Genomic DNA, 22,964 nt, shown 5'->3' on the forward strand with positions numbered 1-22,964 from the left:
GGCTGGAACCGGTACCATATTCCTTACCGGCAAACACCACCAGTGGCGTACCTTCTTTCTGGTACTTCATAGCAGCATCATAAATCGGCATTTGTTCGCCGCTTGGTACATGGCAGGTATAGCCGCCTTCGACATCATCCAACATCTGGTTCTTGATACGAATGTTGGCGAACGTACCGCGCATCATCACTTCGTGGTTACCACGGCGCGAACCATACGAGTTAAAGTCCTTCGGCTCAACGCCATGCTCCTGCAGATATTTACCCGCCGGTGACGATGGCTTGATGGCACCCGCTGGCGAGATGTGATCCGTCGTAATTGAATCGGCGAAGATGGCCAGTACCCGGGCATCTTTGATGTCCTTCATGGCCTGCACTTTTTCGGCGATCTTTTCGAAATACGGCGGCTTCTTCACATAAGTAGAATCGCTCCAGGCATAGGTATTCCCCTCTGCTACCGGAATCGACTTCCACTCGTCATCACCTTCGAACACCTCAGCGTACTCTTTACGGAACATCTCACCATTCACATGACTAACCGCATCAGCGATCTCTTTGTTGCTCGGCCAGATGTCTTTCAGGTAAACCGGATTGCCGTCCTGATCTTTACCCAGTGGATCCTGAGTTAAATCAATGCGGGTGGTACCGGCTAAAGCGTACGCCACCACCAGCGGCGGTGAGGCCAGCCAGTTGGCTTTCACATCAGAGTGGATACGCCCTTCAAAGTTACGGTTACCAGAAAGCACCGATGACACAATCAAATCATTATCAGTGATGGCTTTGCTGATCTCTTCGTCTAACGGACCTGAATTACCGATACAGGTAGTACAGCCGTAGCCGACCAGATTAAAGCCCAGCTCATTCAGATAAGGGGTGAAACCCGCTTTCTTGAGGTAGTCGGTAACGACGCGTGAGCCCGGCGCCAGTGAGGCTTTTACCCAAGGCTGACGCTGCAAACCTTTCTCGATCGCTTTCTGAGCCACCAAACCAGCAGCCATCAACACGCTCGGGTTCGAGGTATTGGTACAGGACGTAATGGCGGCAATAACCACATCACCATGGTTGAGTTTAAAGTCGCGGCCTTTGACCTCCACTTCTTTATCTTTCTGGTCGCTCTGACCACTGGTTTCCAGCATCAGGTCAAAGTTACTGCCTAATTGTGGCATGGCAACCAGATCCTGCGGACGCTTGGGCCCGGCAAGTGATGCCGTAACATTATTCAGATCCAGTTCAAGCGAATCAGTAAATACCGGCTCTTTGCCGGTTTCTCGCCAGAGACCCTGGGCCTTGTAATAAGCCTCAACCAGATCAATCGTTTCCTGATCACGTCCGGTCAGCTCCAGATAACGCAGGGTTTCTTTATCAACCGGGAAGAAACCACAGGTCGCGCCATACTCGGGCGCCATGTTACCGATAGTGGCACGGTCAGCCAGTGGCAAATGATCCAGCCCCGGGCCATAGAATTCAACAAACTTACCCACCACGCCATGCTTACGCAGCATTTGCGTTACATGCAGCACCAGATCAGTCGCAGTGACGCCTTCATGCAGCTTACCAGTCATGCGGAAGCCGATAACTTCCGGTATCAGCATGGAAACCGGCTGACCTAGCATGGCCGCTTCGGCTTCGATACCGCCAACACCCCAGCCCAGTACACCGAGGCCGTTCACCATAGTGGTGTGCGAATCGAGGCCCACACAGGTGTCTGGCATGACCCAGGTCTTATCGCCCTGCTCTTTAGGCCAGGCAACCTTAGCCAGATACTCCAGGTTTACCTGGTGACAGATACCCGTGCCCGGCGGTACTACGCGGAAGTTTTCGAAAGCTTTCTGACCCCAGCGCAGGAACTGATAGCGCTCGAAGTTACGCTCCATTTCAATGCGTACGTTTTCTTCAAACGCTTCCGGAGAGGAGGATTTATCTACTGTAACCGAGTGGTCAATAACCAGATCCACAGCTGATAGGGGGTTGATCTGGTTTGGATCTTTGCCTGCCGTTTGCATGGCATCCCGCATTGCAGCGAGATCTACGATAGCTGGCACACCGGTGAAATCCTGCATCAATACCCGCGCCGGGCGGTACTGAATTTCACGGTCTGACTTGCGATCGGCAAGCCAGAGTGCGACTGCCTCAATATCTTCTTTAGTGACGGTATCGCCGTCTTCGTTGCGCAGTAAGTTCTCCAGGAGAACCTTCATCGATGCTGGCAGCCGGTCAATGTCGCCAATATTTTTTAGTTTTTCAGCAGCTTTTGGCAAGCTGTGATAATGATATGTTTTGCCGTTAACCTCTAACGTACTTAAGGTCTTAAAGCTGTCGTTACTCGACATATTTCGCTCCTCCTCGATGAAATTGCTAATTCAATAAGGGTAGTCGCAAATTTGCGTTCCAGCCATATTTTGTCCTTATATTCACTATGGGAGTAAGCGTATTAAAGATCAACCTGAGAAGACCACGAAAACGTCAATTATTCGGTTGATTTTAAAGTAAGTTCAATAACATAGATGTTGGTGTACCACTGTTCGTTATGTTTAAACAGGCGAATCACGCCCGCTTCGGCAAGCTCCAGATAAAAGCCGAGCTGGTCGGTAACGAATGATTTAGCGGGCAAATCGCCAATGGCAATCAAAGTTACGTTGAAATTCTGCAGGGCAGATTTTAATGAATGATGGTAATCGCTGAGGGTATGCAGCGGCAAATACAGACGCGACTGCTTATGCATATGTGCCGGCGCCTGCTCCAGTAACTGCAGCAACAGGTCATTACCGCGCAACCCGCCGTCAATTTCACTTATGCGCTCGCCCAGTGTTCGTGCTGAGTCAGGCATGACAATTTCTTGCGGTAAATTAGCCAGAATCACATCAAAGGTGGCGTCACTGCCAGCAAAAAAGCCGCCCGTGGCTGTATCTACCTCGACCCCGTTACGCAACGCATTGGCGGCGGTGAGTTCAGTTGCTGCCGCCGAAATATCAGTGGCCAGCACGCTGGCCCCCTGCCGCGCCGCATAGACTGCCAATATACCGCTACCACAGCCAATATCAATAACCTGCTCGCCCGCGGCCACCCGAATATTATTCGCATAGTAAAGGCCGTGGGCACTGGGGGCGAATACGCGTTCATCCAGCGCCAGCTCAATTGTCTGCTGCTGAATTTGGTATGTCTGGCTTGGCATAGCTCAAAATGCTCCTGGCACCGGAAAGTCGCATTAGTTTACCGCCGCGCCGGGCAGCGCATTAGACCAAATCATTATGGCTTATAGTAAATATTGCTGAGCTTCACTTTGTTCCCGCTCGGCAGCAACCTATAATAAAACCTCTTTAACTGGCGACCTTTACGATTAGGGATGAACTGAATGAGTAAGGTACTTAACGATCTACTGGATTTGCTCAAGCTTGAATCAATTGAAACCGGCATTTATCGCGGCCAGAGCCAGGATTTAGGCTTCGGCGCCGTATTTGGTGGCCAGGTGATTGGCCAGGCACTGTCGGCAGCCAAAGATAGTTTACCCGGCGATCGTAAAGTACATTCATTGCATAGTTACTTTTTACGCCCCGGCGATGCCCACAAGCCCATTGTCTATGATGTGCAAAACATCCGCGATGGCAAAAGCTTTTCAACGCGGCGGGTACAGGCTATCCAGAACGGCAAACCAATTTTCTATATGACGGCTTCATTCCAGATCGACGAGCCCGGTTTTGAACACCAGGATGCCATGCCTGAGGTCCCGGGTCCGGAAGGTTTGGTCTCGGATTTGGATATATACCGGGAACATGCTGAGCTCATTCCGGAGAAGATCCGCAACAAGTTCATTTCGGAAAAGCCCATCGAAATGCGCTTTGTAACGGCCAATAATCCGTTTAAGCCCAGGGTAGATAAACCTGAACGGTATGTCTGGTTCCGCGCCAACGGGCCTATGCCTGATGACCCCAGAATTCATAAGTATCTGCTGGCCTATGCGTCAGATTTTAATTTTCTGCCAACCGCCCTGCAGCCCCATGGCACCAGCTTCGCGCAGCCGGATATCCAGATGGCGACCATCGACCATGCCATGTGGTTTCATAAAGAGTTCCGGATGGACGACTGGCTGCTCTATGCTATCGACAGCCCGGTAGCCAGTGGTGCCCGCGGCCTCGTTCGTGGCCAGTTCTTTACCCGTGATGGCGTTCTGGTGGCTTCGACCATTCAGGAAGGCGTCATGCGCAAACACAAGACGCCCCGCAAGCAATAAGAGAAAGGCAGGTGCTGGCTACTTAGCCGGCACCTAAAGTAAAGAAAAAGCCGGCAATCGCAGCACTCATCATGTTGGCCAGGGTCGCCGCCAGCAGCGCCTTAAGCCCAAGCCGGGCGATATCATGGCGGCGGCTTGGCGCCATACCACCTAAACCACCCAGCAAAATCGCAATCGACGAGAAGTTAGCAAAACCACAAAGTACGAATGTAATAATTACCTGGCTATGGGCACTGAGCTGGTCTTTGTAATTCACAAAATCCAGGTAAGCGACAAACTCATTGATCACCAGCTTCTGACCGATAAAGCTACCGGCGAGCTGAGCTTCGTCCCAGTTCACGCCCAACACGTAGGCTACCGGCTGGAAGATATAACCGAAGAGTTCCTGCAAAGACAGCTCCGGATAACCAAACCAGCCGCCGACCCAGCCGAAAATACCATTAATTAACGCAATGAGAGCAACGAAAGCAATCAGCATGGCACCCACATTGATGGCTAGTTGTACGCCGCTCGAAGCGCCGGCAGCAGCGGCATCAATGACGTTAACGGCACGGTCTTCAACCTGCACTTCTCCGCCCTTCTGGGTCGAGGTGCCATCAATAATAGTGTCCAGGTCTTCCCGCGGTTTTTCGGTTTCCGGAATAATCATTTTGGCCATCAGTAGGCCCGCCGGCGCGGCCATGAAGCTCGCCGCGATCAGGTACTTAAGTTCAACCCCCACTCCGGCATAACCGGCCAGTACCGACCCCGATACCGAAGCCATACCACCCACCATAACCGCAAAGAGTTCTGACCGGGTCATGCTGGCAATAAACGGACGCACCATCATCGGCGCTTCAGTCTGTCCGACAAACACGTTAGCAGCTGCAGACATGGATTCCGGCCGGCTGCTGCCAATCACTTTCTGTAAGGTACCGCCGAGGATTTTGATGATCCACTTCATGATGCCCAGATAGTAAAGCACGGAAATCAGTGACGAGAAGAATACGATAACGCTCAGCACCTGAATGGCGAAAACAAAGCCAAACTCTGGCGATGCCAACCCACCAAACATGAAGCTGATGCCGGCACTGGTAAAGGAAATGATTTTAGCGACGCCTGCGGCTACCGCATACAGCACGTCCTGGCCGAACGGCACATAGAGAACAAAAGCACCCAGCCCCACCTGAATCGCGAACGCACCGGCAACAGTACGCCAGCGAATGCTTTTACGGCTGGTGGAACATAGATAAGCAACGAGCAAAATAATGGCAATGCCAAGAAAGCTATTCATAAAAATCGGACCGTTTTTGTTATAGTTATTCAGCCAGAAGCTGGCGGATCTTAGATTTAATCAGGTCAATGGCAATTTCATTCTGGCCACCGCGGGTTACTACCAAATCAGCAAACTGCTTCGAGGGCAGAATAAATTCAAAAAAAGCAGGACGTACTGTTTCTTCATATTGCTCAGCAACGGACTGTATCGAGCGGCCGCGCTCTTCAACGTCTCGCAATACCCGCCGCAGCAAACAAACATCAAGCGGCGTGTCCATAAACACTGAAATATCGAATAACTTACGTAAGTTAGGGTCGTTCAGCAACAAAATTCCCTCAACCATGATAACCCGACCAGGCTGAACTTTAATGGTTGCATCAATACGCGTGTGGGTTTTGTAGCTGTACTGCGGCATTTCAACGGGCTGGCCGTTGCGCAACTGTTCCAGATGCTCAACCAGCAATTCGTGTTCAAACGCCGCCGGATGGTCATAATTGGTCAGTTGCCGCTGCTCAAAACTCAGATGGCTTTGATCACGGTAATAGGCATCTTCAGCCAGAATAGCGATACCACGGCCGCCAAGCTCTGCTACCAGTTCCTGATAAACCGTTGAGGCAAAAAGGCTTTTACCCGATGCCGAAGCGCCGGCAATGGCGATAATTGTCGTTTTTTCCACGCTACACGTCTTTTTATTGCTCCACCCGAGCCGGCAATTATCGTTGATAAAGTGGCTAATTGGAAGTGCAGAAGCCCGCTGACCAATCTTGTTACATTTTATAGTTAAGCGGTGATTGCAACGTGATGACAGTCCTCTATCATCTAATAACGATTTTTTACTTACTGATTGGGAACAAGAACATGCGTTTTACCAAAACACTGACTGCAGTAGCTGTAGCCACTGTATTACTAGGCGGTTGCAACCCCTCTGCCGACAACAATAACAAGAACCCGGTCGCTGAAGTTGTGCAGCAACAAAATTTGCCTGAAGTAACCATCGCTTACGAAAGCTTCACCCTGGACAACGGCCTGCGGGTTGTTGTGCATCAGGACAAGAAAGCCCCGATCGTAGCCGTAAACGTATGGTACGCCGTGGGCTCTAAAGACGAAAAAGAAGGCCAGACCGGTTTTGCTCATTTGTTTGAGCACCTGATGTTCAACGGTACCGAAAACTACGACGACGAATACTTCGGTCCGTTTGAACGCGCCGGCGCTACGGATATGAACGGCACCACCAACAACGATCGCACCAACTATTTCCAGAACGTGCCGACCCCGGCCCTCGATATGGCGCTGTGGATGGAATCAGACCGCATGGGCCATTTGCTCGGCGCGGTTACCCAGGACAAACTGGATGAGCAACGTGGCGTGGTACAGAATGAAAAACGCCAGGGCGAAGCACAACCTTACGGCCGCGTATTCAGCTATCTTGCTGAGCAAACCTTCCCTGCCGGGCACCCTTACTCCTGGTCGGTTATCGGCTCAATGGAAGATCTGGAGGCCGCTTCGCTGGATGACGTTCATCAGTGGTTCAATGACTACTACGGCGCAGCCAACGCAGTTGTGGTGCTAGCGGGCGATATCGACGTTGAAACAGCCAAAGCTAAGATGGAAAAATACTTTGGTGATATCGATGCCGGTAAACCGCTGAAGAAAATGGAAAGCTGGGTTGCTAAAAGCACCGGTACTAAGCGTGCGACCATGGAAGACCAGGTACCTGCAGCGCGTATTTACAAGCTCTGGAATACCGCCGAGATGGGTACTGCCGATTCAGAATACCTGAACCTGCTGGTCGATATCTTTGCCAGCGGCAAAAACTCACGTCTGTACCAGCGCCTGGTTTATGACGAGCAGATCGCCAGTATGGTATCAGCGTTCCAGTACGAACGTACTCTGGCCGGACAATTCTTCGTTATCGCAGACGCTAAACCCGGCGTTGAGCTGGAGCAAATTGAAGCCATTATCGACGAAGAACTGGCCAAACTGATGAAAGAAGGCCCGAGCGCTGAAGAACTGGCGCGGGTAAAATTCAAAAACGTAGCAGAATTTGTACGCGGCGCTGAGCGCATCGGCGGTTTTGGCGGTAAGTCCGACATCCTGGCAGCCGGCGAAGTTTACCATGGTGACCCGGGTTATTATAAAAAGACCCTCGACACCCTCGAGCAAGCAACGCCTGCAGACATTCAGGACGCCATGAAGCGCTGGTTATCCGATGGCGCCTTTGTACTCAATGTGGTTCCCCAGCCTGTTTATACCACCACCGAAGCGCAGGCCGATCGCTCCGCGTTACCCGCCGTGGGTGACTTACCGAAGCTCGACCTGCCTGAGCTGAACAGCTTTACCTTATCTAATGGCCTTGAAGTTCACCTGGCCGAACGAGCTGATGTACCAACGGTACAGATGAACCTGGTATTCGATAGTGGATATGCTGCTGACCATGGGGGCAAAGTGGGTACAGCCAGCTTCACCATGAGCATGTTGCGCGAAGGGACTACCAATCGTGACGCACTGACGCTAAGCCGTGAACTGGAGACCTTAGGTACCAACCTATATGCCTCCGCCAGCCTGGATAGCTCCTCCATCATGATGGATGCTCTGACCAGCAACCTTGATGCGAGCCTGGTGCTATTTGCTGATGTTCTGCAAAACCCGGCGTTCTCGCAGGAAGAGATCGAGCGTAAGCGCAGTAATTGGTTAGAAAACATCAAGAAAGAAAAAGCCCAGCCTCGGGCACAGGCACTGCGCGTACTGCCGGGTCTGCTGTTCGGCGATGACCATGCTTATAGCGTGCCGTTAACCGGTTCAGGCACCAATGAATCGATTAATTCACTGACCCGCGAAGACATGGTTGCTCATACCCAAACCTGGCTGCGCCCGGACAACGCCCGCCTGGTGGTGGTTGGTGATACCACACAAGCGCAACTGAAACCATTATTAGAGAAGTATCTGGCCAACTGGCAGGCTCCGGCCACCCCCAAGCCAGAGAAAAACTATAAAGACGTGAGCCCACAGCAAACCAGCCGGGTTTACCTGATTGATCAGCCAGGCACACCGCAGTCGACCATTATCGCGGGTCATCTGGCACCATCCGGTAAGGCTGAAAACAGCGAAGCCATTGACGTGATGAGCACCATTATCGGCGGCAGCTTTACCAGTCGCCTCAACATGAACCTGCGCGAAGATAAAGGCTGGTCATATGGTGCCCGTTCAACCTGGTTCGACGCTGAAGCCCAGGGCATCTATATGGCTACCGCGCCGGTACAGACCGATAAAACCAAAGAATCTGTTCAGGAGATCCTGAAAGAGTTCAACAGCTACCTGGATGAAAATCCGGCTACCGCTGAAGAACTTGAGAAGGTGAAAGCCAACAAAACCGCGAAACTGCCAGGTGCTTATGAAACCAAAGCAGCGCTGTTGCGGGCTATCGTAGATACTCTGGAAAAAGAGAAAGACATGCAGTGGCTGGAGTCTTACGGTCAGCGTATTAACGCGCTGGAGCTCGAGACCATTCGCGACACTGCTGACCAGGTGCTGCGTCCCAATGCCCTGACCTGGGTAATCGTTGGCGATCTTGAGAAGATTGAAGCGGATATCCGCTCACTGAACCTTGGTGAAGTCATCAAGCTCGACAACGATGGTGTACCACTGTAAGAAAAAGTTCGGAATTCTCCCTGAATTCTTAATGTGTAAGCCGCTCTTCGGAGCGGCTTTTTTTATGCACTTGCCCTGCTATCCTATACACATCCAATAAATTTAAAAAACACAGGATTTAACTCATGGAAACAATCAAAACCAAAGCCGCTGTGGCCTGGGCACCGGGCGAACCTCTCTCGGTAGAAGAAGTTGACCTGATGCCGCCCCAGCGTGGCGAAGTATTAGTCCGTATTGTCGCCACCGGCGTCTGTCATACCGACGCCTATACCTTATCGGGTGCTGATCCTGAAGGTATCTTCCCGGCTATTCTGGGACACGAGGGCGGCGGCATTGTTGAAGCCGTCGGCGAAGGCGTGACCTCAGTTGAGGTCGGCGACCATGTCATTCCTTTATACACCCCTGAGTGCGGCCAGTGTAAGTTCTGTAAATCAGGCAAAACTAACCTGTGCCAGGCAATCCGCGGCACCCAGGGTAAAGGTCTGATGCCCGACGGCACCACGCGTTTTTCAAAAAACGGCAAACCCATTTATCACTACATGGGCACCTCTACTTTCTCTGAATACACCGTAGTGCCTGAAATTGCCCTGGCTAAGGTCAATAAAGAAGCACCGCTGGAAGAAGTCTGCCTGCTGGGCTGCGGCGTGACCACCGGCATGGGCGCGGTGAAGAACACGGCCAAGGTTCAGGAAGGCGATACTGTTGCGGTATTCGGCCTGGGTGGCATCGGTCTGTCGGTGATTATCGGTGCGGTAATGGCTAAAGCCAGCCGCATCATTGCTATCGACATTAATGAGTCCAAATTCGATATGGCCCGCAAACTTGGCGCCACCGACTGCGTCAATCCCAACGATGACATGCGTCCGATTCAGGATGTGATCGTTGAGATGACCGATGGCGGCGTTGATTACTCATTTGAATGCATCGGCAACGTTAAAGTCATGCGCTCTGCACTGGAGTGTTGTCATAAAGGCTGGGGCGAATCTGTCATCATCGGCGTGGCCGGGGCCGGCGAAGAAATCTCCACCCGCCCGTTCCAGCTGGTTACTGGCCGGGTATGGCGCGGCAGCGCTTTTGGCGGAGTGAAAGGTCGCACCGAATTGCCTGACTATGTTGAGCGCTATCTGGCCGGCGAATTCAAACTCAGCACCTTTATCACCCACACCATGGGGCTTGATGACATCAATAACGCCTTTGATTTACTCCATGAAGGCAAATCGATTCGCTCGGTGATTCACTATGATAAATAAGATCAGTTCAGTTAAAGCCTTTGCCGGTGAGCAGATCCAGTTTGAGCATCAGTCACAGACGCTGAACTGCACCATGAAGTTCAGCGTGTTCCTGCCCCCCCAGGCGCAACAGCAACGGGTACCGGCGGTGTACTGGCTGTCCGGGCTGACCTGTACCGATGACAACTTTAGCACCAAGGCCGGCGCCCAGCGCGTGGCGGCAGAGCTGGGTATTGCGCTGATCATCCCGGACACCAGCCCGCGCGGCGAGGATGTGCCCGATGATCCCAACGGCGCTTATGACTTCGGCAAAGGTGCCGGCTTTTATCTAAATGCCACCGAAGAGCCCTGGGCGCAGCACTATCAGATGTACGACTATATCGTCACTGAACTGCGCGAACTGGTTGAACGGGAACTACCGTTAAACGGTGAACGCAGCATCAGTGGTCATTCCATGGGTGGCCACGGCGCGCTGGTTATGGCCCTGCGAAATCCGGGCCTGTACCAAAGCGTTTCTGCCTTTGCGCCTATCTGCCACCCAACCGACAGCCCGTGGGGCAGCAAAGCGTTCAGCGGCTACCTGGGCGATAATAAAGCAGCCTGGGCCGATTATGACGCCACCCTGTTAATCAAAGAACGTCAGCAAGCTCCGCCACTGCTGGTTGATCAGGGCACCGCCGATAATTTCCTGGCTGAACAGCTGGGCACCGAGGCTCTGAAACAGGCCTGTAGCGATGCAAGTTTGGATGCGCAGATACGAATGCAGGAGGGCTACGACCACAGCTATTACTTTATCTCCAGCTTCATTGGCGAGCATCTGCGGTTCCACGCTAAGTATTTGTCGTACTTTGGTAAAAAGTAGCTTTTAGTGCTAGGGTTATACAAGTGTTTACTACGGGAAGACCAAGCCTCTATGTCGCCAAAAGCAAACGCAGCGCTACTGACTACTATTTATCTGGTTGCCGGCCTGGCCTGGATTTTCATGTCAGACCGGGCATTACTTGAACTTGTTGATAACTCGGCGCTGCTAACGACGTTACAGACCTTTAAAGGTGCGAGCTATGTGCTGGTAACAGCGATTATGCTGTACATCCTCATCTATGTCGCACTGAAACGAGAGCGACGCCTGTCTGAAGATGACTCACTTACCCACCTGCTTAACCGGCATATGCTTCGCCAGCAGCTCGACAGCCAGCTGCTGGTATGCAGGAAAAATGATAAGCCGCTGGTGCTGATGCTAATCAATATTGATGACTTCAAGCAAATTAATAGCAACCTGAGTATGCACGCCGGCGATGAATTCCTAAAATCAGTCGCTGACGAAATGCGGGAACAGTTCAAGCGACAGGTTATTCTCGGTCGTATTTCGGGTGATGAATTTGCTGTGGTTCTGCCCGGCGCAATCTGGCCCGAAGACGTGATTCCTGAAGCCGAGCAATTGCAGGAGCGAATTCGCCATATAAACATTGAAGAGCTTGACGAACTGCAAATGACTGCCTGTATCGGCATTTCAATGTTTCCTGCCGACGGTGAGAACAGCAAGGAACTTATTAACTCAGCCAGTCTGGCGCTGGAGGAGGCCAAGGCCCATGGGCCCGGCTGCATTCGCTCCTATAAACTTAAGCTGCAGGAAACTGCTACTGAACGCGCCCGACTGCTCCTTGATCTGAAATCTGCAATAACGAACCAACATCTCAGCGTGGTGTATCAACCGCAGTTCGGAGCCTCTACTCAACGCATTACTGGTGTTGAGGTACTCGTACGCTGGCATCATGAAGCCGATGGCTGGATTGGCCCGGCGCGGTTTATTCCGTTGGCAGAACAACATGGCCTTATTTGCAGCATTACCGACTTTGTCATGCAGACTGCGATTAAGGAACTGATTGACGCGGATCTGCTTTACACCGATATCCACCGTGTTTCTTTTAATGTGTCAGCAGCCGATTTTAATTCAGATAAAAGCGAAGAACGATTTGCTAAAAATCTGGCAGCATTGCCCGGTGACTGGTCGGTCGCCCAATTTGAATTGACCGAAACCGCCGCGCTCATGAACATGCCCGCGATTCGCAAAGTACTGAACTCACTGACTCAACGCGGCGTGCAGGTATCACTGGATGATTTCGGTACCGGTTATTCGTCATTAAGTACCCTGCGCCAGTTACAGATGCAGGAACTTAAAATCGATCAGTCTTTTATTGCGGATATTGCCAGCAATCCGAACGATGCACAGATTGTCCGCACTATCCTGGCTATGGCAAAAGCGCTTAATTTGCGAGTCATTGCGGAAGGTGTGGAAACGTCCAGTCAGGCTAACTTCCTGATAAAAGAAGGCTGTCAGGAGTTACAAGGCTATCTGTATGCGCGGCCCATGAACATTGACCAGCTTGTGAACTTCCTGAAAAATCATACAAAAACTACAACGAAGCAATCTTGATCTGATTTTTACCCTGGCTCTTTGCCTCGTACATTGCGGCGTCCGGGATAATTTCGATGGACTCAGCCAGAGTTTTTTCTGTTTTCATTGCAGATTTCGCGGCTATGGACAGGCTACTTACTAATCAGAATTCTATTGCAAATGCGCTATTGATAACGAATTAAAATCTCGTAAATTATAATCTTCTGTTAGTCGAATTGACTATTGATGCCACTCAAGGTTAATGGTATTCCTATGAACAGGCATAAAAAGACCTGCAACAGGATTTTGCGAGTGACTTTATATTGAAGATCTTAGTAACCACCTTTCTTTTTTTAATCGGAATATCCGTAGCGACCCACTCACACGCGAATTCTCCGAGACCCTTAAGCGATCACGCCATGCGCATCTGGACCACCCAGGATGGGTTGCCGCACGGCTCAGTGAATCACATTACTCAGGATAAACAAGGTTACATCTGGATAGCCAGCTGGCGTGGCCCGGTGCGTTTTAATGGCCGGTTCTTTGAAGTGATTGGTAAAGACGCGCGACTACCCGATGTTGGCACTCTGTTTATCACCAATGATCCCCGCACCGACAATCTGGTCGTAACTGGTGCCCGCGGAGGTATCAGTTATTTTGACGGTGGAAAGTGGCAACCCAAACCACCGGTCGCCAATCGCGTTGATTATGCCCTATTTGATACCGCCGGTCGCAGCTGGTTCGCAACGCTGGACTCGGGTGTCACCGTCGAAGATGCTGATGGCAATCGTCGGCAGTATACTACCGCCGACGGCTTGCCGATTAATGCGGTGCTGCACATCATGCAGGATTCACAGGGCCGCATCTGGTTAGGTACCAGCGAGGGCGCAGCGCTTTACAACGAAAAGCGTAACCGCTTTGACCCGGTTGCCGGTGTGCCCGCCGGTAACGTTCTCGGTATTATCGAAACCACGGATGGCCGCATCCTGCTCAGTTCCGATAAGCGCGTTTTTGTCAGCGATGTACGCACGCTTGATTTCTCACCCTGGCCGGTATCCTACCCCAGCACCATTACTGAGCTGCATGAAGATAACCATCAGCAAATCTGGATTGGCACGCACGAAGACGGCATTACTCAGCTAACTGAAACACCGCCGCAGATGACAGATACCTCTAAGGGCATGCCCAATAACCACATTCTGAGCCTGTTCAGTGATCGTGAAGACAATCTTTGGGTAGGCACACACGGTGGCCTGGTGCAATTTCGTAAAGCCCTGTTACACACCCATACAAAAGCGGACGGCCTGGGCTTCAGTTATGTGCGCACCGTAACCGAATTGCCCGATAAATCAATACTGGTCGGCGGACTTGGGGGCCTGAGTGTTATCGACGGCGAAGCCAGCAGAGGCTACGCCACGGCTGTGCCTGTGCACCGCCAGTCGGTTCTGAGCCTGATGATGACCGCCGATAACACGCTCTATGTGGGCACTTTTACCAACGGCATTTATGTTCTGCGCGATGAACAGCTGGTCGCTCACTACGACGAAACGAGTGGCTTTCCGGGTTATGATATCCGTAAAATTATTCACGCTTCAGATGGCAAGATTTATGCCGCAACCTTGCAGGGGCTGATGGTCGCCGATCGCCACCCTGATGGCACCCTCAGTAACCCGAACTACTACACCATGGCCGACGGCCTGCCAGACGACATTATTTATTCTCTGCATGAAGATCGCAACCAGCAGATCTGGATCGGTAGCATGCTTGGCATCTCGCAACTGGACCGTGAAACCAACAAAATCGTTCCGGTCAACACCAAGAGCTTTAGCGATGCCCAGATCATTTTTGGCATCCAGGAAGACAGCACCCATGTCTGGTTCGCTACCGATCGCGGGATCCTGGCCTGGGAGCACGCCAGAAACCGCTGGGGTAGCCTAACCAGCCTGAACGGTCTGCCCTTTGATACGTTTTTTGATATTGCTTTTGATCTGCAGGGGAATCTCTGGCTAGGCTCGCCCAGCGGCCTTATATATGCCCCACGCAACGAGGTTGAAGCGATTTTTGCGCGGGCCCGTAACAGCATTGAATATCAGTATTTCACTGAATCCCAGGGGCTGGCCGGCGCACAATTAAATCCCGGCGGCCCTTCTGTCTATCAGGCGGGCGACGGCAGCATCTGGCTGGCGACAGCAAAAGGCGTGGGCCATTTTAAACCATCGGACCTGCGCACTCTGTACCCGGTGCCGCCGCCGGTAGTCATCAGCGATGTACTGGTGGACGGTAACCGGCTTGCTGAAACTGGAACTGTCGGGCCAGACGCGAAGCGGATTCGCTTTAATTACGCAGGTATGGGCTATCAGCATCCCGAAGGCATCAGTTATCGCGCGCGGCTTATCGGTTATGACACCGACTGGATTGACCGCGATGATCGTCTCGATGTCGAGTATACCTACCTTCCGCCCGGCGCCTACACACTTGAGGTACAGGCCGCCTACCCCGGCAGCGGCTGGAGCAGTGGCACCACCTTTCGCTTCACCAAAACACCCGCTCTTTATCAGCGGCCGCTGGTCTGGTTTATCATTGCGCTGCTGCTCGTTGCGGGAATATTTGCCGCCGTCCGCTGGCGGTTGCGCGCTTTATCACGAACCCGCAACCATCTCGAAACCCTGGTTGCAGAACAAACCCGCACCTTGTCAAAACTGGCCAATCAAGACAGCATGACCGGGCTGGCGAACCGCCGCGCCTTTGACTGGCGCCTGCATCAGTCGGTTGAACAGCAAAAACATGCGCCTCAGCCGATGGCCCTGGTTATTCTGGATCTCGATCACTTCAAACAGGTTAACGATCTTTACCTGCACACCACCGGCGATCAGGTATTAAAGCGTATCGCGGTTGAAATCAGCCACTCGGCACGAGACAGCGACCTGCTGGCCCGTTGGGGCGGCGAAGAATTCGCACTGTTGTTATCAGGGGATTCGGCGGCATCAGCCGAGCAGATCTGTGAGCGGTTGCGGAAAAATATCGCAGAAACAGACTTTTCTGATCTGGCACCAGATTTATCCATTACCGCCAGCTTTGGCCTGGCTTACTATCAGCAAAATGAGACCGCCGCTAACTTCGTCCGGCGCGCCGATAAAGCACTTTATGCCGCCAAACATGGGGGCCGTAACCAGGTTAAAGTCGCCCAGCCAAGCTGATCACGAGTTCGGATTATAGACCACTTCCCACAGATGCTGGTCAGGGTCCTGAAATACCCCGCCGTAGCCACCCCAGGCCAGTTTACGGGCTGGCTTGCAGATGTGGGTGCCGGCGCGGGCAAGTTCGTTCATGAGCTGATCAACTTCATCTTTGCCGGACACATTGTGCGCCAGCATGAAGGCGGTCGGATCGGGTGTCCCCTGAGTGACGCCGCAATCTGCCGCGATACTCTTGCGCTCCCATAGCGCCAGCACCTGGCCGTTAGTCATTTTAAAAAACACCACAGCACCGTAATCGTATGCCTCACCCACTATGCCGTCGGTCGGAAAACCAAGCAGATCACGGTAAAAAGCCAGTGAACGCTGCAGATCATCAACGCCCAGGGTGATATAACTAATTAGTGGTTTCATAGGCCGGGATCCGCAGACGAGTTGTAATAACCCGGTCGCCGACATACGTCAGCTGAAAAATATCACCGTAGTCACGCTCGGTCAGATCCGGTGCCTGCCCCCCCGCTAGACGGACGAGTTCCGGGATGGTGTTGCTATGGCCGACTACCAGAACCGTTTTCTTGTCTTCAAGCAGGCGGCGGACCAGGCCTTCGTTATCCTTCGCCGGATAGGTTTCAGTGTCCAGCCTGAGCCGTGCCGCCAGCGGCGCCGCCGTTTCGCGGGTGCGGTTGAAATCGGTACTCAGCACCGCCTGAATGCCAGCCTGTTCAAGTATGTCCGCCAGCTGCTGAGCGCGCAGTTGGCCCTGAACGTTCAGCCCCGGGTTGCTGGCTGCCGCTTCTTTCTCTGCATGACGGGCAAAGTACAAGGTAAACTCATTGGCTTTAACCGGTTCAGAGTTCATCATTAGTCCTATAATCAATGCGAAAATGGCTATATGTTTCATGATTAAACTCTAGCACAGTCTTCAGCGGCGATAACCGTGAAACGCGGCTAAATCACTAAAAACTCTGACCAAACCCTGACGGAATCCCGTGCCACCTGAAATTTTTGTCCGCGCGCTTTCTGCCGCTTGCTGCTTATCAAGACAAAGACCCAGGCGGTTACCGTCAGGATCCTGTAACTGCAGCGGCAGCTTAGTGCCAGCATGTGAGCGAATCGCGAGAAACGGCCGTACCAGCAACTGTGGATACTGCAGGAGCTCCTGCAGGCCCTGCTGACTCAGCCTGAGACAGCGCTGACGTAACCCTGAAGAGGCCGTAACCGCGCTTTGCTGGCAGATATTAAGCACATGGCCGGCAGCAATCCGCAACTGCGCGCATTCATTACTTTGGGATAATACTTCGAAGCCCAGTTTGCCCTGGTAGTAATCCAGGCTGCGGGCGATATCGCTGACCACTAAAGTTAAGTGCTCATTGCTATTGATAGTGTTGGTTGCTGTGTTCATGATGCTAATCCTTATCTCAGAGTGAAAATAACGGTCATTGCTGACCTGATGAACACAGTTTACTGTTTCTTTATTGCTTAATTAATCACCTCGAAATACAATCATTGTTTCCATACGCAAACAATAATCAAGCAAAAGCCACCTCTCATGAAGCTCGAACGATTAAGTGACATGGCGATTTACGCCAAAGTGGTCGAAGCCGGCAGCTTCAGCGCAGCCGCCGAGGCTCTCGATATATCTAAGGGCGCTGTCAGTAAAGCAATTGCCCGATTGGAAAAGCATCTGAATCTGCGCCTGCTGCAACGCACTACGCGGCGCATGACAGTAACGCTGGAGGGCCGTGCTTTTTATGATTATTGCGAGCAGATAGTGAGTCAAGCGGCAGCCGCCGAGCACCACCTGGGCTCGCTTCGTGACGAGCCATCAGGGATAGTCCGCATTACCGCGCCGGTCACCTTTGGCTCTATTCAGGTCGCCCCCCTGCTGCCAGAACTGTTAAAGACCTATCCCGAGCTTAAAACTGAGCTGGTGCTGGACGATAAACGGGTGGATATGGTTAAGGAAAATATCGATTTGGCGCTGCGCTGTGGCGTGCTCGAGCCGAACAGCCTGATCGCCCGCCGGCTCAACGACTTACCGCTGACTATGGTTGCCACGCCGGATTATCTTAAACAGCAGGGCACGCCCGAAGCACCGGCCGACCTCAGTCAACACCAGTGCTTGTTGCACGGGTTTCACGCCGCCGAAAGCCGGTGGCAACTCTATGAGCAGGGCCGGCCTGTCAGCGTTGCGGTAACCGGCCCGTTCTGTGCCAACAATAACCTGGCGCTGAAACATGCATTGCTGGCCCATATGGGCATCGCCTTTCTGCCGCGCTATCAGGTGGCAGCAGAACTAGCCGCTGGTAAGCTGACAGAGTTACTGGCTGATTTCGTTCCGGCCGCCACGCCGGTTCATCTGGTTTACCGCAGCCGCCTGCATATGAGTGCAGCCATGAAAGTGACCATGGAGTTTCTGCGCGCCAGGCTGTAGCCATTTATTGACAACCCTCGCCCCCTTGCCTAGGGTCAATGAAGCAGAGTCTTTATTGAAGGAGTCATTATGGAAGGTCATGTCACTGACAAACCCCAGCCAGTGATTCGCACCAGTGAGTGGTTCATTAGCTTACTGATACTGTCGATTCCGGTAATAGGCATTATCATGTTGTTTATCTGGAGTTTCAGCGATGAAACCAATCCCAACAAAAAGAACTGGGCCAGAGCCGTGTTACTCTGGTTGCTGCTGGCGTTTATCGTCGGCTTCCTGATCCTGCTTACGGGGATGTTTTTTCGCCTGCTATAACCGGATAACTATGACGCATTTGCGCACTATCCTGATCGCTACCAGTTTACTGGTGCTGTCCGGCTGCTCGTCCATCGCCGCCATCGACAATGAATCGCTGGTAAGCTCGGATCAAAACGGCGGCTATTCACTGCAGGGCTACAATACCGACTTATCGCGCTCCGATGACATCACCCTGATTCTGGCATTCTCCGGCGGGGGCAGCCGCGCGGCAGCATTCTCGTACGGCGTCATGGAATCACTGCGCGACACCCGCGTCATGCTCGATGGCAAAGAAGTCCGGTTGCTGGACGAGATTGATATGATCACCTCGGTATCCGGCGGCAGCTTTACCGCCGCCTACTATGGCCTGTACGGTGAGCAACTATTCGATAATTTTCGCACTGACTTTCTGGAGCCCGACTATATGAGCGAGTGGCTGTATGCCATCGCCAGCCCTTTGTTCTGGTTTTCCAGTCAAAGCCGAACCGATCTTGCCTCGCGCATTTATGAGGAGCGGCTATTTGGCAACGCGACCTTCTCTGATCTGCATAAAGCCCGGGCACCATTAATCATTATGAACGCGACCGACCTTGGCGGTGGTACTCAAAAATCACAAAGGCTGCGCCAACCCGGCACAGGCCTATCTCAAGAATCTTGATGTGAGTAAAATCGAGCGCGCCATTCTGGCTCCGCACTTGCTGGATACCGTCGACGGACTGAAAACCTACCAGAACAAAGACGAACGCGAATTTATCCACCTGGCAGACGGCGGCATCACCGATAACCTGGGATTAATGGCATTCTATGAAACGGTAGAAATCGGGGGCGGCATTGAAGCCTTTATGAAGCGGATTGGTAATAAGCCGTCATCGAAACTGGTCATCATCAGCGTAAACGCAGCCACAAAGCCCCGCTACGCCATTGAATCAAGCAAAGAGGTTCCTCCGTTGCAGGCCATAGTCAACGCCGCCACAGACGCGCAGCTGCATCGCTATAATTCAGCCACCATCAGCCTGATCCGCCAGAGCATGAACCGCTGGTCCGACGAACTTTCGGAGTACTGGGCACCGGTAGAGCCCTACCTGATCGAACTCAGCTTCGACGCCATCGAGCAGCCCGAAAAGCGTATGTTCCTGAACCAGATACCGACCTCCATGTCACTCAGCGTCGAACAAACCGACACCCTCATCCGGGTTGGCAACGAACTGCTGCTTAGCAACCCTGACTTTAAACGATTAATTGAGGACCTGGAGTAACCAAGCCCTCACTGAAGGTTTTATTCTTTATTTGGCAGAATACGCAACTCGACGCGGCGGTTTTCCTGACGACCGGCGGTAGTATCGTTTGAGGCGATTGGCTGGCTTTCACCATAACCGATTACGGTCAGGCGACGACGATCAATGCCCTCTTCCATCAGTTCACCGGCAACAGCCGCAGCACGGTTCTCAGATAACTGCTGATTATATTCGGCAGTACCTGTGCTATCGGTATGGCCTTCCACAATCATGGTGGTTTTTTCGTACTTCTGCAGCACCCGGGCCACATCGCTCAAGATCGGCTCGAAGCTCGGACTAACCGCAGAGCTGCCGGTCTGGAACGTAATGTTGCTTGGCATCTGCAGGCGAATGTTGTCGCCATCACGAATCACTTCAATACCGCTGCCGGCCAGTTCCTCACGGAACTCTTGTTCCTGACGGTCCATATAGTTACCGATTGCAGCACCGGCTAAGGCACCTACTGCGGCACCCCAAACATAGCGGCTCTTATCGTGATCGCCCGTACCTTTACCGATCAGGGCTCCGGCGATTGCGCCAATAGTGGCGCCTTTCTGTGTGTTACTTGCCTGACTTGTGCAACCCGCAGCGATCAATGCTGACGAGATTGCTACTGCTACCATGAGCTTTTTCATACGCGAACTCCTTGTCTTTCATTCAAAACTTCAAAATACGGTGAGCGCGGACAAAGGTTACTGCACCGCGATCTATCTACTAAGGTTAGCAGCTGATCAGAAAACATGCGTTGTCAGCGCCGGGATCAGATCTTGCGCCCAATAGCACCTCTGGAACAAAAACTTACAATTTCGACCTTCAGTGTACGCCCTAAGTTTTTGAGACAACTGCCTTTTACGGTAACCTTACATAACTTTGTAAAGTGATAATAACGGAGCTGACTAATGCGCGTGCTGACAAGGGCGATAGCGATTTTTGGCGCGCTGATCGCGCTGACGGGCTGCAATGAGCCGGGATTTCCCGCTCATCTTAAAGCAGAAACCGTATCTGAGAATGGGTTTCAGGCACTGTTGGTGACGCCCAGAACGAATGAACCTCTTAATACCGTGCTGATTTTAGGCGGTTCTCAGGGTGGCTATGGCTCAGTTGCAACCGCCCAAAAGCTTGCCGAAGCCGGCTTTGCCGCGTTGGCTGTTGCCTATTTCGGGGAGCCGGGCCTGCCGCAGAGCCTGAACAGCATTCCGCTTGAGTATTTTGACGCGGCAATCGACTACATTGATCGAAATCCTCGTTTACACCGCAATACCTGTGACCAGGTACCCGTGCTGGGCGCTTCACGCGGTGCTGAACTTGCCCTGCTGCTGGCATCTGTTAAAAGTGCCTACGGGCCGGTGGTGGCGATTGCCCCAAGTTCGCATGTTTGGGGCGCCATTGGCGACAGCTCAAGCCCGGCCTGGACCTTCGCAGGTGCGCCTATTACTTATGTGCCCCGCCACTCTGCGCCTGACTATGACGTTGAGCGCTTTGTCGGCCGTGATTATTTTGCAGAAGATCTCCGCCATCCTGATGCTGTGCCGGCGCAGATTGCTGTCGAAGATATTGCCGGACAGATCTTATTGATTTCAGGTACCGATGACAGGCTCTGGCCAGGCGATGAAATGGCTGACTCTATTGTTGCGCGGCTACAGGCGCATGGAAAGGCGCGGCTAGTTCAGCACCTTAAGTATGAAGGCGCTGGTCATGCCATTAGCCCCGGGGATCCTGCTGCGGCGACTGAGGTTTCGCTTTCCGGCGGGCAGACAATTGTACTTGGTGGCAGTGAGGCGGCTAATCGGCAGGCGCAGGATAATTCATGGCCTGTTATTGAGCAGTTACTGCGGGATCCTGTCTGCCGGATGGACCCGGTTGTAGTTGCCCCCGCAAGAGACGTCATAACCGCTGTTGAGGTGGCAGCACAAGCGCAGCCATCAGCAGCTCAAGCGGAGGTTAATAAATAGAAGTAACGGCCCGACAGTATTGTTGGAGCATGCGAGAGTTAGGCGTTAGGTTCACTGTCTGCTTGGTGCCAGTAGCGGAAGCCTTGTTTAATATAAGTTAGAGCAAAAGATAGGTGACTTGCAAATCGTTCACGATAATGGTCGTGACGAGTTTAGGATAAAACGCTATTCTGTATCGATATTAAAACAGAGTATCAATTTGACGCCATGAAAAGTCAGAAAAATCTAGAGCACAACAATGCTCAGCTGAACTTCATATATGACTGGTTGATAACCATTCGTATAGCACTCATTTTATTTTGCTTTGTCTTTATCGTTCACGTACTACTACAGCCTTTCGATACGCAGCAACCTACCACGTTAGGAGACGTTCTTGAATTAGCCGGTTATGGCTTCATTGTCTTTACCAGTTATCTTATCGTTCATGCTATTGAATTATAATGGTTTACCTACAACCAAAAGCGATGGCGAAAACGAGATGAAGCGCTGTCGTTGTTGATACTATTTTCCCTATCGACTGTTCTATCGAGTTTTTATCACAGCTGGGTATTCAGTGACGGCTTTAAATCATTACTCGAGTTTGTTTTCTTTGCGTTGTTTTTCTCCCTGCCGTTCTGTTTAATTATTTTTCCGATACTCTTCGTCCTGCGCCAACGATGGGGAATTAAGACAGTTCCAGAAAATGAACATCGGTTTTCTCGGATTGTCACAATTAAAGGAGAAAGTAATGACGAAGACATTAGCTTTCATTTGTTTGAGCTTATGTATGTTAAGGCTCAGCAAAATTATGTTGAGCTCGTCCTGAAAGGCGCTAACGACGATGTGGTCAGACAACTCGTGCGAATAACACTTCAAGAAACAGAGCAGCAAATTCCCGAGACAATAAGAGTGCATCGCTCGTATCTGGTTAACCCAATCCAAGTATCAGAAGTTGTTGGCCCGAAACGAAAGCGTTCTATCAAGTTAAAAATGATATCTGATGAAATTCCAATTAGTTCAACGTATCAAAAAAACATCGACCCGATTTTACCTACTCAGCCCTGAGAAAGGCTATTCGTCCCAAAC

General features: G+C 52.0%; 20 protein-coding genes. 12 read left to right on the top strand and 8 right to left on the bottom strand.

The window, feature by feature from the left end:
* Positions 1-2,329, bottom strand: a 2,329-nt coding sequence (acnA, locus tag R3196_RS08760; protein ID WP_318936396.1) for an aconitate hydratase AcnA, incomplete at its 3' end; no start/stop codon positions are given.
* Between the two features lie 137 nt (positions 2,330-2,466).
* Positions 2,467-3,171, bottom strand: a complete 705-nt coding sequence (locus R3196_RS08765) for a 50S ribosomal protein L11 methyltransferase (RefSeq protein ID WP_318936397.1) — start codon at positions 3,169-3,171, stop codon at positions 2,467-2,469.
* A 180-nt stretch (positions 3,172-3,351) separates the two neighbouring features.
* Here R3196_RS08765 and tesB point away from each other — a divergent pair, with 180 nt between their 5' ends.
* The gene (gene tesB, locus R3196_RS08770; protein ID WP_318936398.1) at positions 3,352-4,227 is read left to right on the top strand and encodes an acyl-CoA thioesterase II; all 876 of its coding nucleotides are present in this window, start codon (positions 3,352-3,354) and stop codon (positions 4,225-4,227) included.
* Positions 4,228-4,249: 22 nt separating this feature from the next.
* Here tesB and R3196_RS08775 read toward each other — a convergent pair whose 3' ends face one another.
* Together R3196_RS08775 and udk are read right to left on the bottom strand one after the other, a co-directional pair.
* A complete protein-coding gene (locus tag R3196_RS08775) occupies positions 4,250-5,500 on the bottom strand; it encodes a NupC/NupG family nucleoside CNT transporter (protein WP_318936399.1) in 1,251 nt (416 codons plus the stop codon).
* A 25-nt stretch (positions 5,501-5,525) separates the two neighbouring features.
* Positions 5,526-6,158: a uridine kinase gene (gene udk / locus R3196_RS08780; RefSeq protein WP_318936400.1), complete on the bottom strand. Its 633-nt coding sequence runs from the start codon at positions 6,156-6,158 to the stop codon at positions 5,526-5,528.
* Positions 6,159-6,340: 182 nt separating this feature from the next.
* Here udk and R3196_RS08785 point away from each other — a divergent pair, with 182 nt between their 5' ends.
* The 5 genes from R3196_RS08785 (at position 6,341) to R3196_RS08805 (ending at position 15,951) form a co-directional block, all read left to right on the top strand.
* Positions 6,341-9,130 carry a pitrilysin family protein gene (locus tag R3196_RS08785; protein WP_318936401.1) on the top strand — a complete coding sequence of 930 codons (2,790 nt, stop codon included), beginning with the start codon at positions 6,341-6,343 and terminating at the stop codon, positions 9,128-9,130.
* Between the two features lie 125 nt (positions 9,131-9,255).
* Positions 9,256-10,380, top strand: coding sequence for an S-(hydroxymethyl)glutathione dehydrogenase/class III alcohol dehydrogenase (locus tag R3196_RS08790; protein ID WP_318936402.1), 1,125 nt, complete (start codon positions 9,256-9,258; stop codon positions 10,378-10,380).
* Positions 10,370-11,221 carry an S-formylglutathione hydrolase gene (gene fghA, locus R3196_RS08795; protein WP_318936403.1) on the top strand — a complete coding sequence of 284 codons (852 nt, stop codon included), beginning with the start codon at positions 10,370-10,372 and terminating at the stop codon, positions 11,219-11,221. Before R3196_RS08790 ends, fghA begins: the two co-directional genes overlap by 11 nt.
* Positions 11,222-11,272: 51 nt before the next feature.
* The gene (locus R3196_RS08800; protein WP_318936404.1) at positions 11,273-12,793 is read left to right on the top strand and encodes a bifunctional diguanylate cyclase/phosphodiesterase; all 1,521 of its coding nucleotides are present in this window, start codon (positions 11,273-11,275) and stop codon (positions 12,791-12,793) included.
* A 380-nt stretch (positions 12,794-13,173) separates the two neighbouring features.
* Positions 13,174-15,951 carry a diguanylate cyclase domain-containing protein gene (locus R3196_RS08805; RefSeq protein ID WP_318936405.1) on the top strand — a complete coding sequence of 926 codons (2,778 nt, stop codon included), beginning with the start codon at positions 13,174-13,176 and terminating at the stop codon, positions 15,949-15,951.
* Here R3196_RS08805 and R3196_RS08810 read toward each other — a convergent pair whose 3' ends face one another.
* Genes R3196_RS08810 through R3196_RS08820 form a run of 3 tightly spaced genes read right to left on the bottom strand, consistent with a single transcriptional unit; the run spans position 15,952 to position 17,350 of the window.
* Positions 15,952-16,362 carry a VOC family protein gene (locus R3196_RS08810; protein ID WP_318936406.1) on the bottom strand — a complete coding sequence of 137 codons (411 nt, stop codon included), beginning with the start codon at positions 16,360-16,362 and terminating at the stop codon, positions 15,952-15,954. It lies immediately after the preceding gene.
* Entirely contained in the window at positions 16,346-16,810 is a 465-nt protein-coding gene (locus tag R3196_RS08815; protein ID WP_318936407.1) for a phosphoglycerate mutase family protein, read from the bottom strand. Before R3196_RS08815 ends, R3196_RS08810 begins: the two co-directional genes overlap by 17 nt.
* Positions 16,811-16,870: 60 nt before the next feature.
* A complete protein-coding gene (locus R3196_RS08820; RefSeq protein WP_318936408.1) occupies positions 16,871-17,350 on the bottom strand; it encodes a VOC family protein in 480 nt (159 codons plus the stop codon).
* A 147-nt stretch (positions 17,351-17,497) separates the two neighbouring features.
* On the opposite strand from R3196_RS08820, the gene R3196_RS08825 reads away from it, so the two are divergent.
* The 4 genes from R3196_RS08825 (at position 17,498) to R3196_RS08840 (ending at position 19,929) form a co-directional block, all read left to right on the top strand.
* Complete coding sequence (locus tag R3196_RS08825; RefSeq protein WP_318936409.1) at positions 17,498-18,382, top strand: LysR family transcriptional regulator; 885 nt, start codon at positions 17,498-17,500, stop codon at positions 18,380-18,382.
* Positions 18,383-18,451: 69 nt separating this feature from the next.
* Positions 18,452-18,691 carry a hypothetical protein gene (locus tag R3196_RS08830; RefSeq protein WP_318936410.1) on the top strand — a complete coding sequence of 80 codons (240 nt, stop codon included), beginning with the start codon at positions 18,452-18,454 and terminating at the stop codon, positions 18,689-18,691.
* A gap of 10 nt (positions 18,692-18,701) precedes the next feature.
* Positions 18,702-19,331, top strand: coding sequence for a patatin-like phospholipase family protein (locus R3196_RS08835; protein WP_318936411.1), 630 nt, complete (start codon positions 18,702-18,704; stop codon positions 19,329-19,331).
* 1 nt (position 19,332) lies between these two features.
* Positions 19,333-19,929: a hypothetical protein gene (locus tag R3196_RS08840; protein WP_318936412.1), complete on the top strand. Its 597-nt coding sequence runs from the start codon at positions 19,333-19,335 to the stop codon at positions 19,927-19,929.
* Between the two features lie 20 nt (positions 19,930-19,949).
* On the opposite strand, the gene R3196_RS08845 is transcribed toward R3196_RS08840, so the two are convergent.
* A complete protein-coding gene (locus tag R3196_RS08845) occupies positions 19,950-20,582 on the bottom strand; it encodes an OmpA family protein (RefSeq protein ID WP_318936413.1) in 633 nt (210 codons plus the stop codon).
* Positions 20,583-20,846: 264 nt separating this feature from the next.
* Between R3196_RS08845 and R3196_RS08850 the strand changes: the two genes are divergently transcribed.
* Entirely contained in the window at positions 20,847-21,899 is a 1,053-nt protein-coding gene (locus tag R3196_RS08850; RefSeq protein ID WP_318936414.1) for an acyl-CoA thioester hydrolase/BAAT C-terminal domain-containing protein, read from the top strand.
* Positions 21,900-22,391: 492 nt separating this feature from the next.
* Positions 22,392-22,943, top strand: coding sequence for a LytTR family DNA-binding domain-containing protein (locus tag R3196_RS08855; protein WP_318936415.1), 552 nt, complete (start codon positions 22,392-22,394; stop codon positions 22,941-22,943).
* Positions 22,944-22,964 lie beyond the last annotated feature (21 nt).

Origin of the sequence: Pseudidiomarina sp., assembly GCF_033722695.1 — a bacterium.
Taxonomy (GTDB): domain Bacteria; phylum Pseudomonadota; class Gammaproteobacteria; order Enterobacterales; family Alteromonadaceae; genus Pseudidiomarina.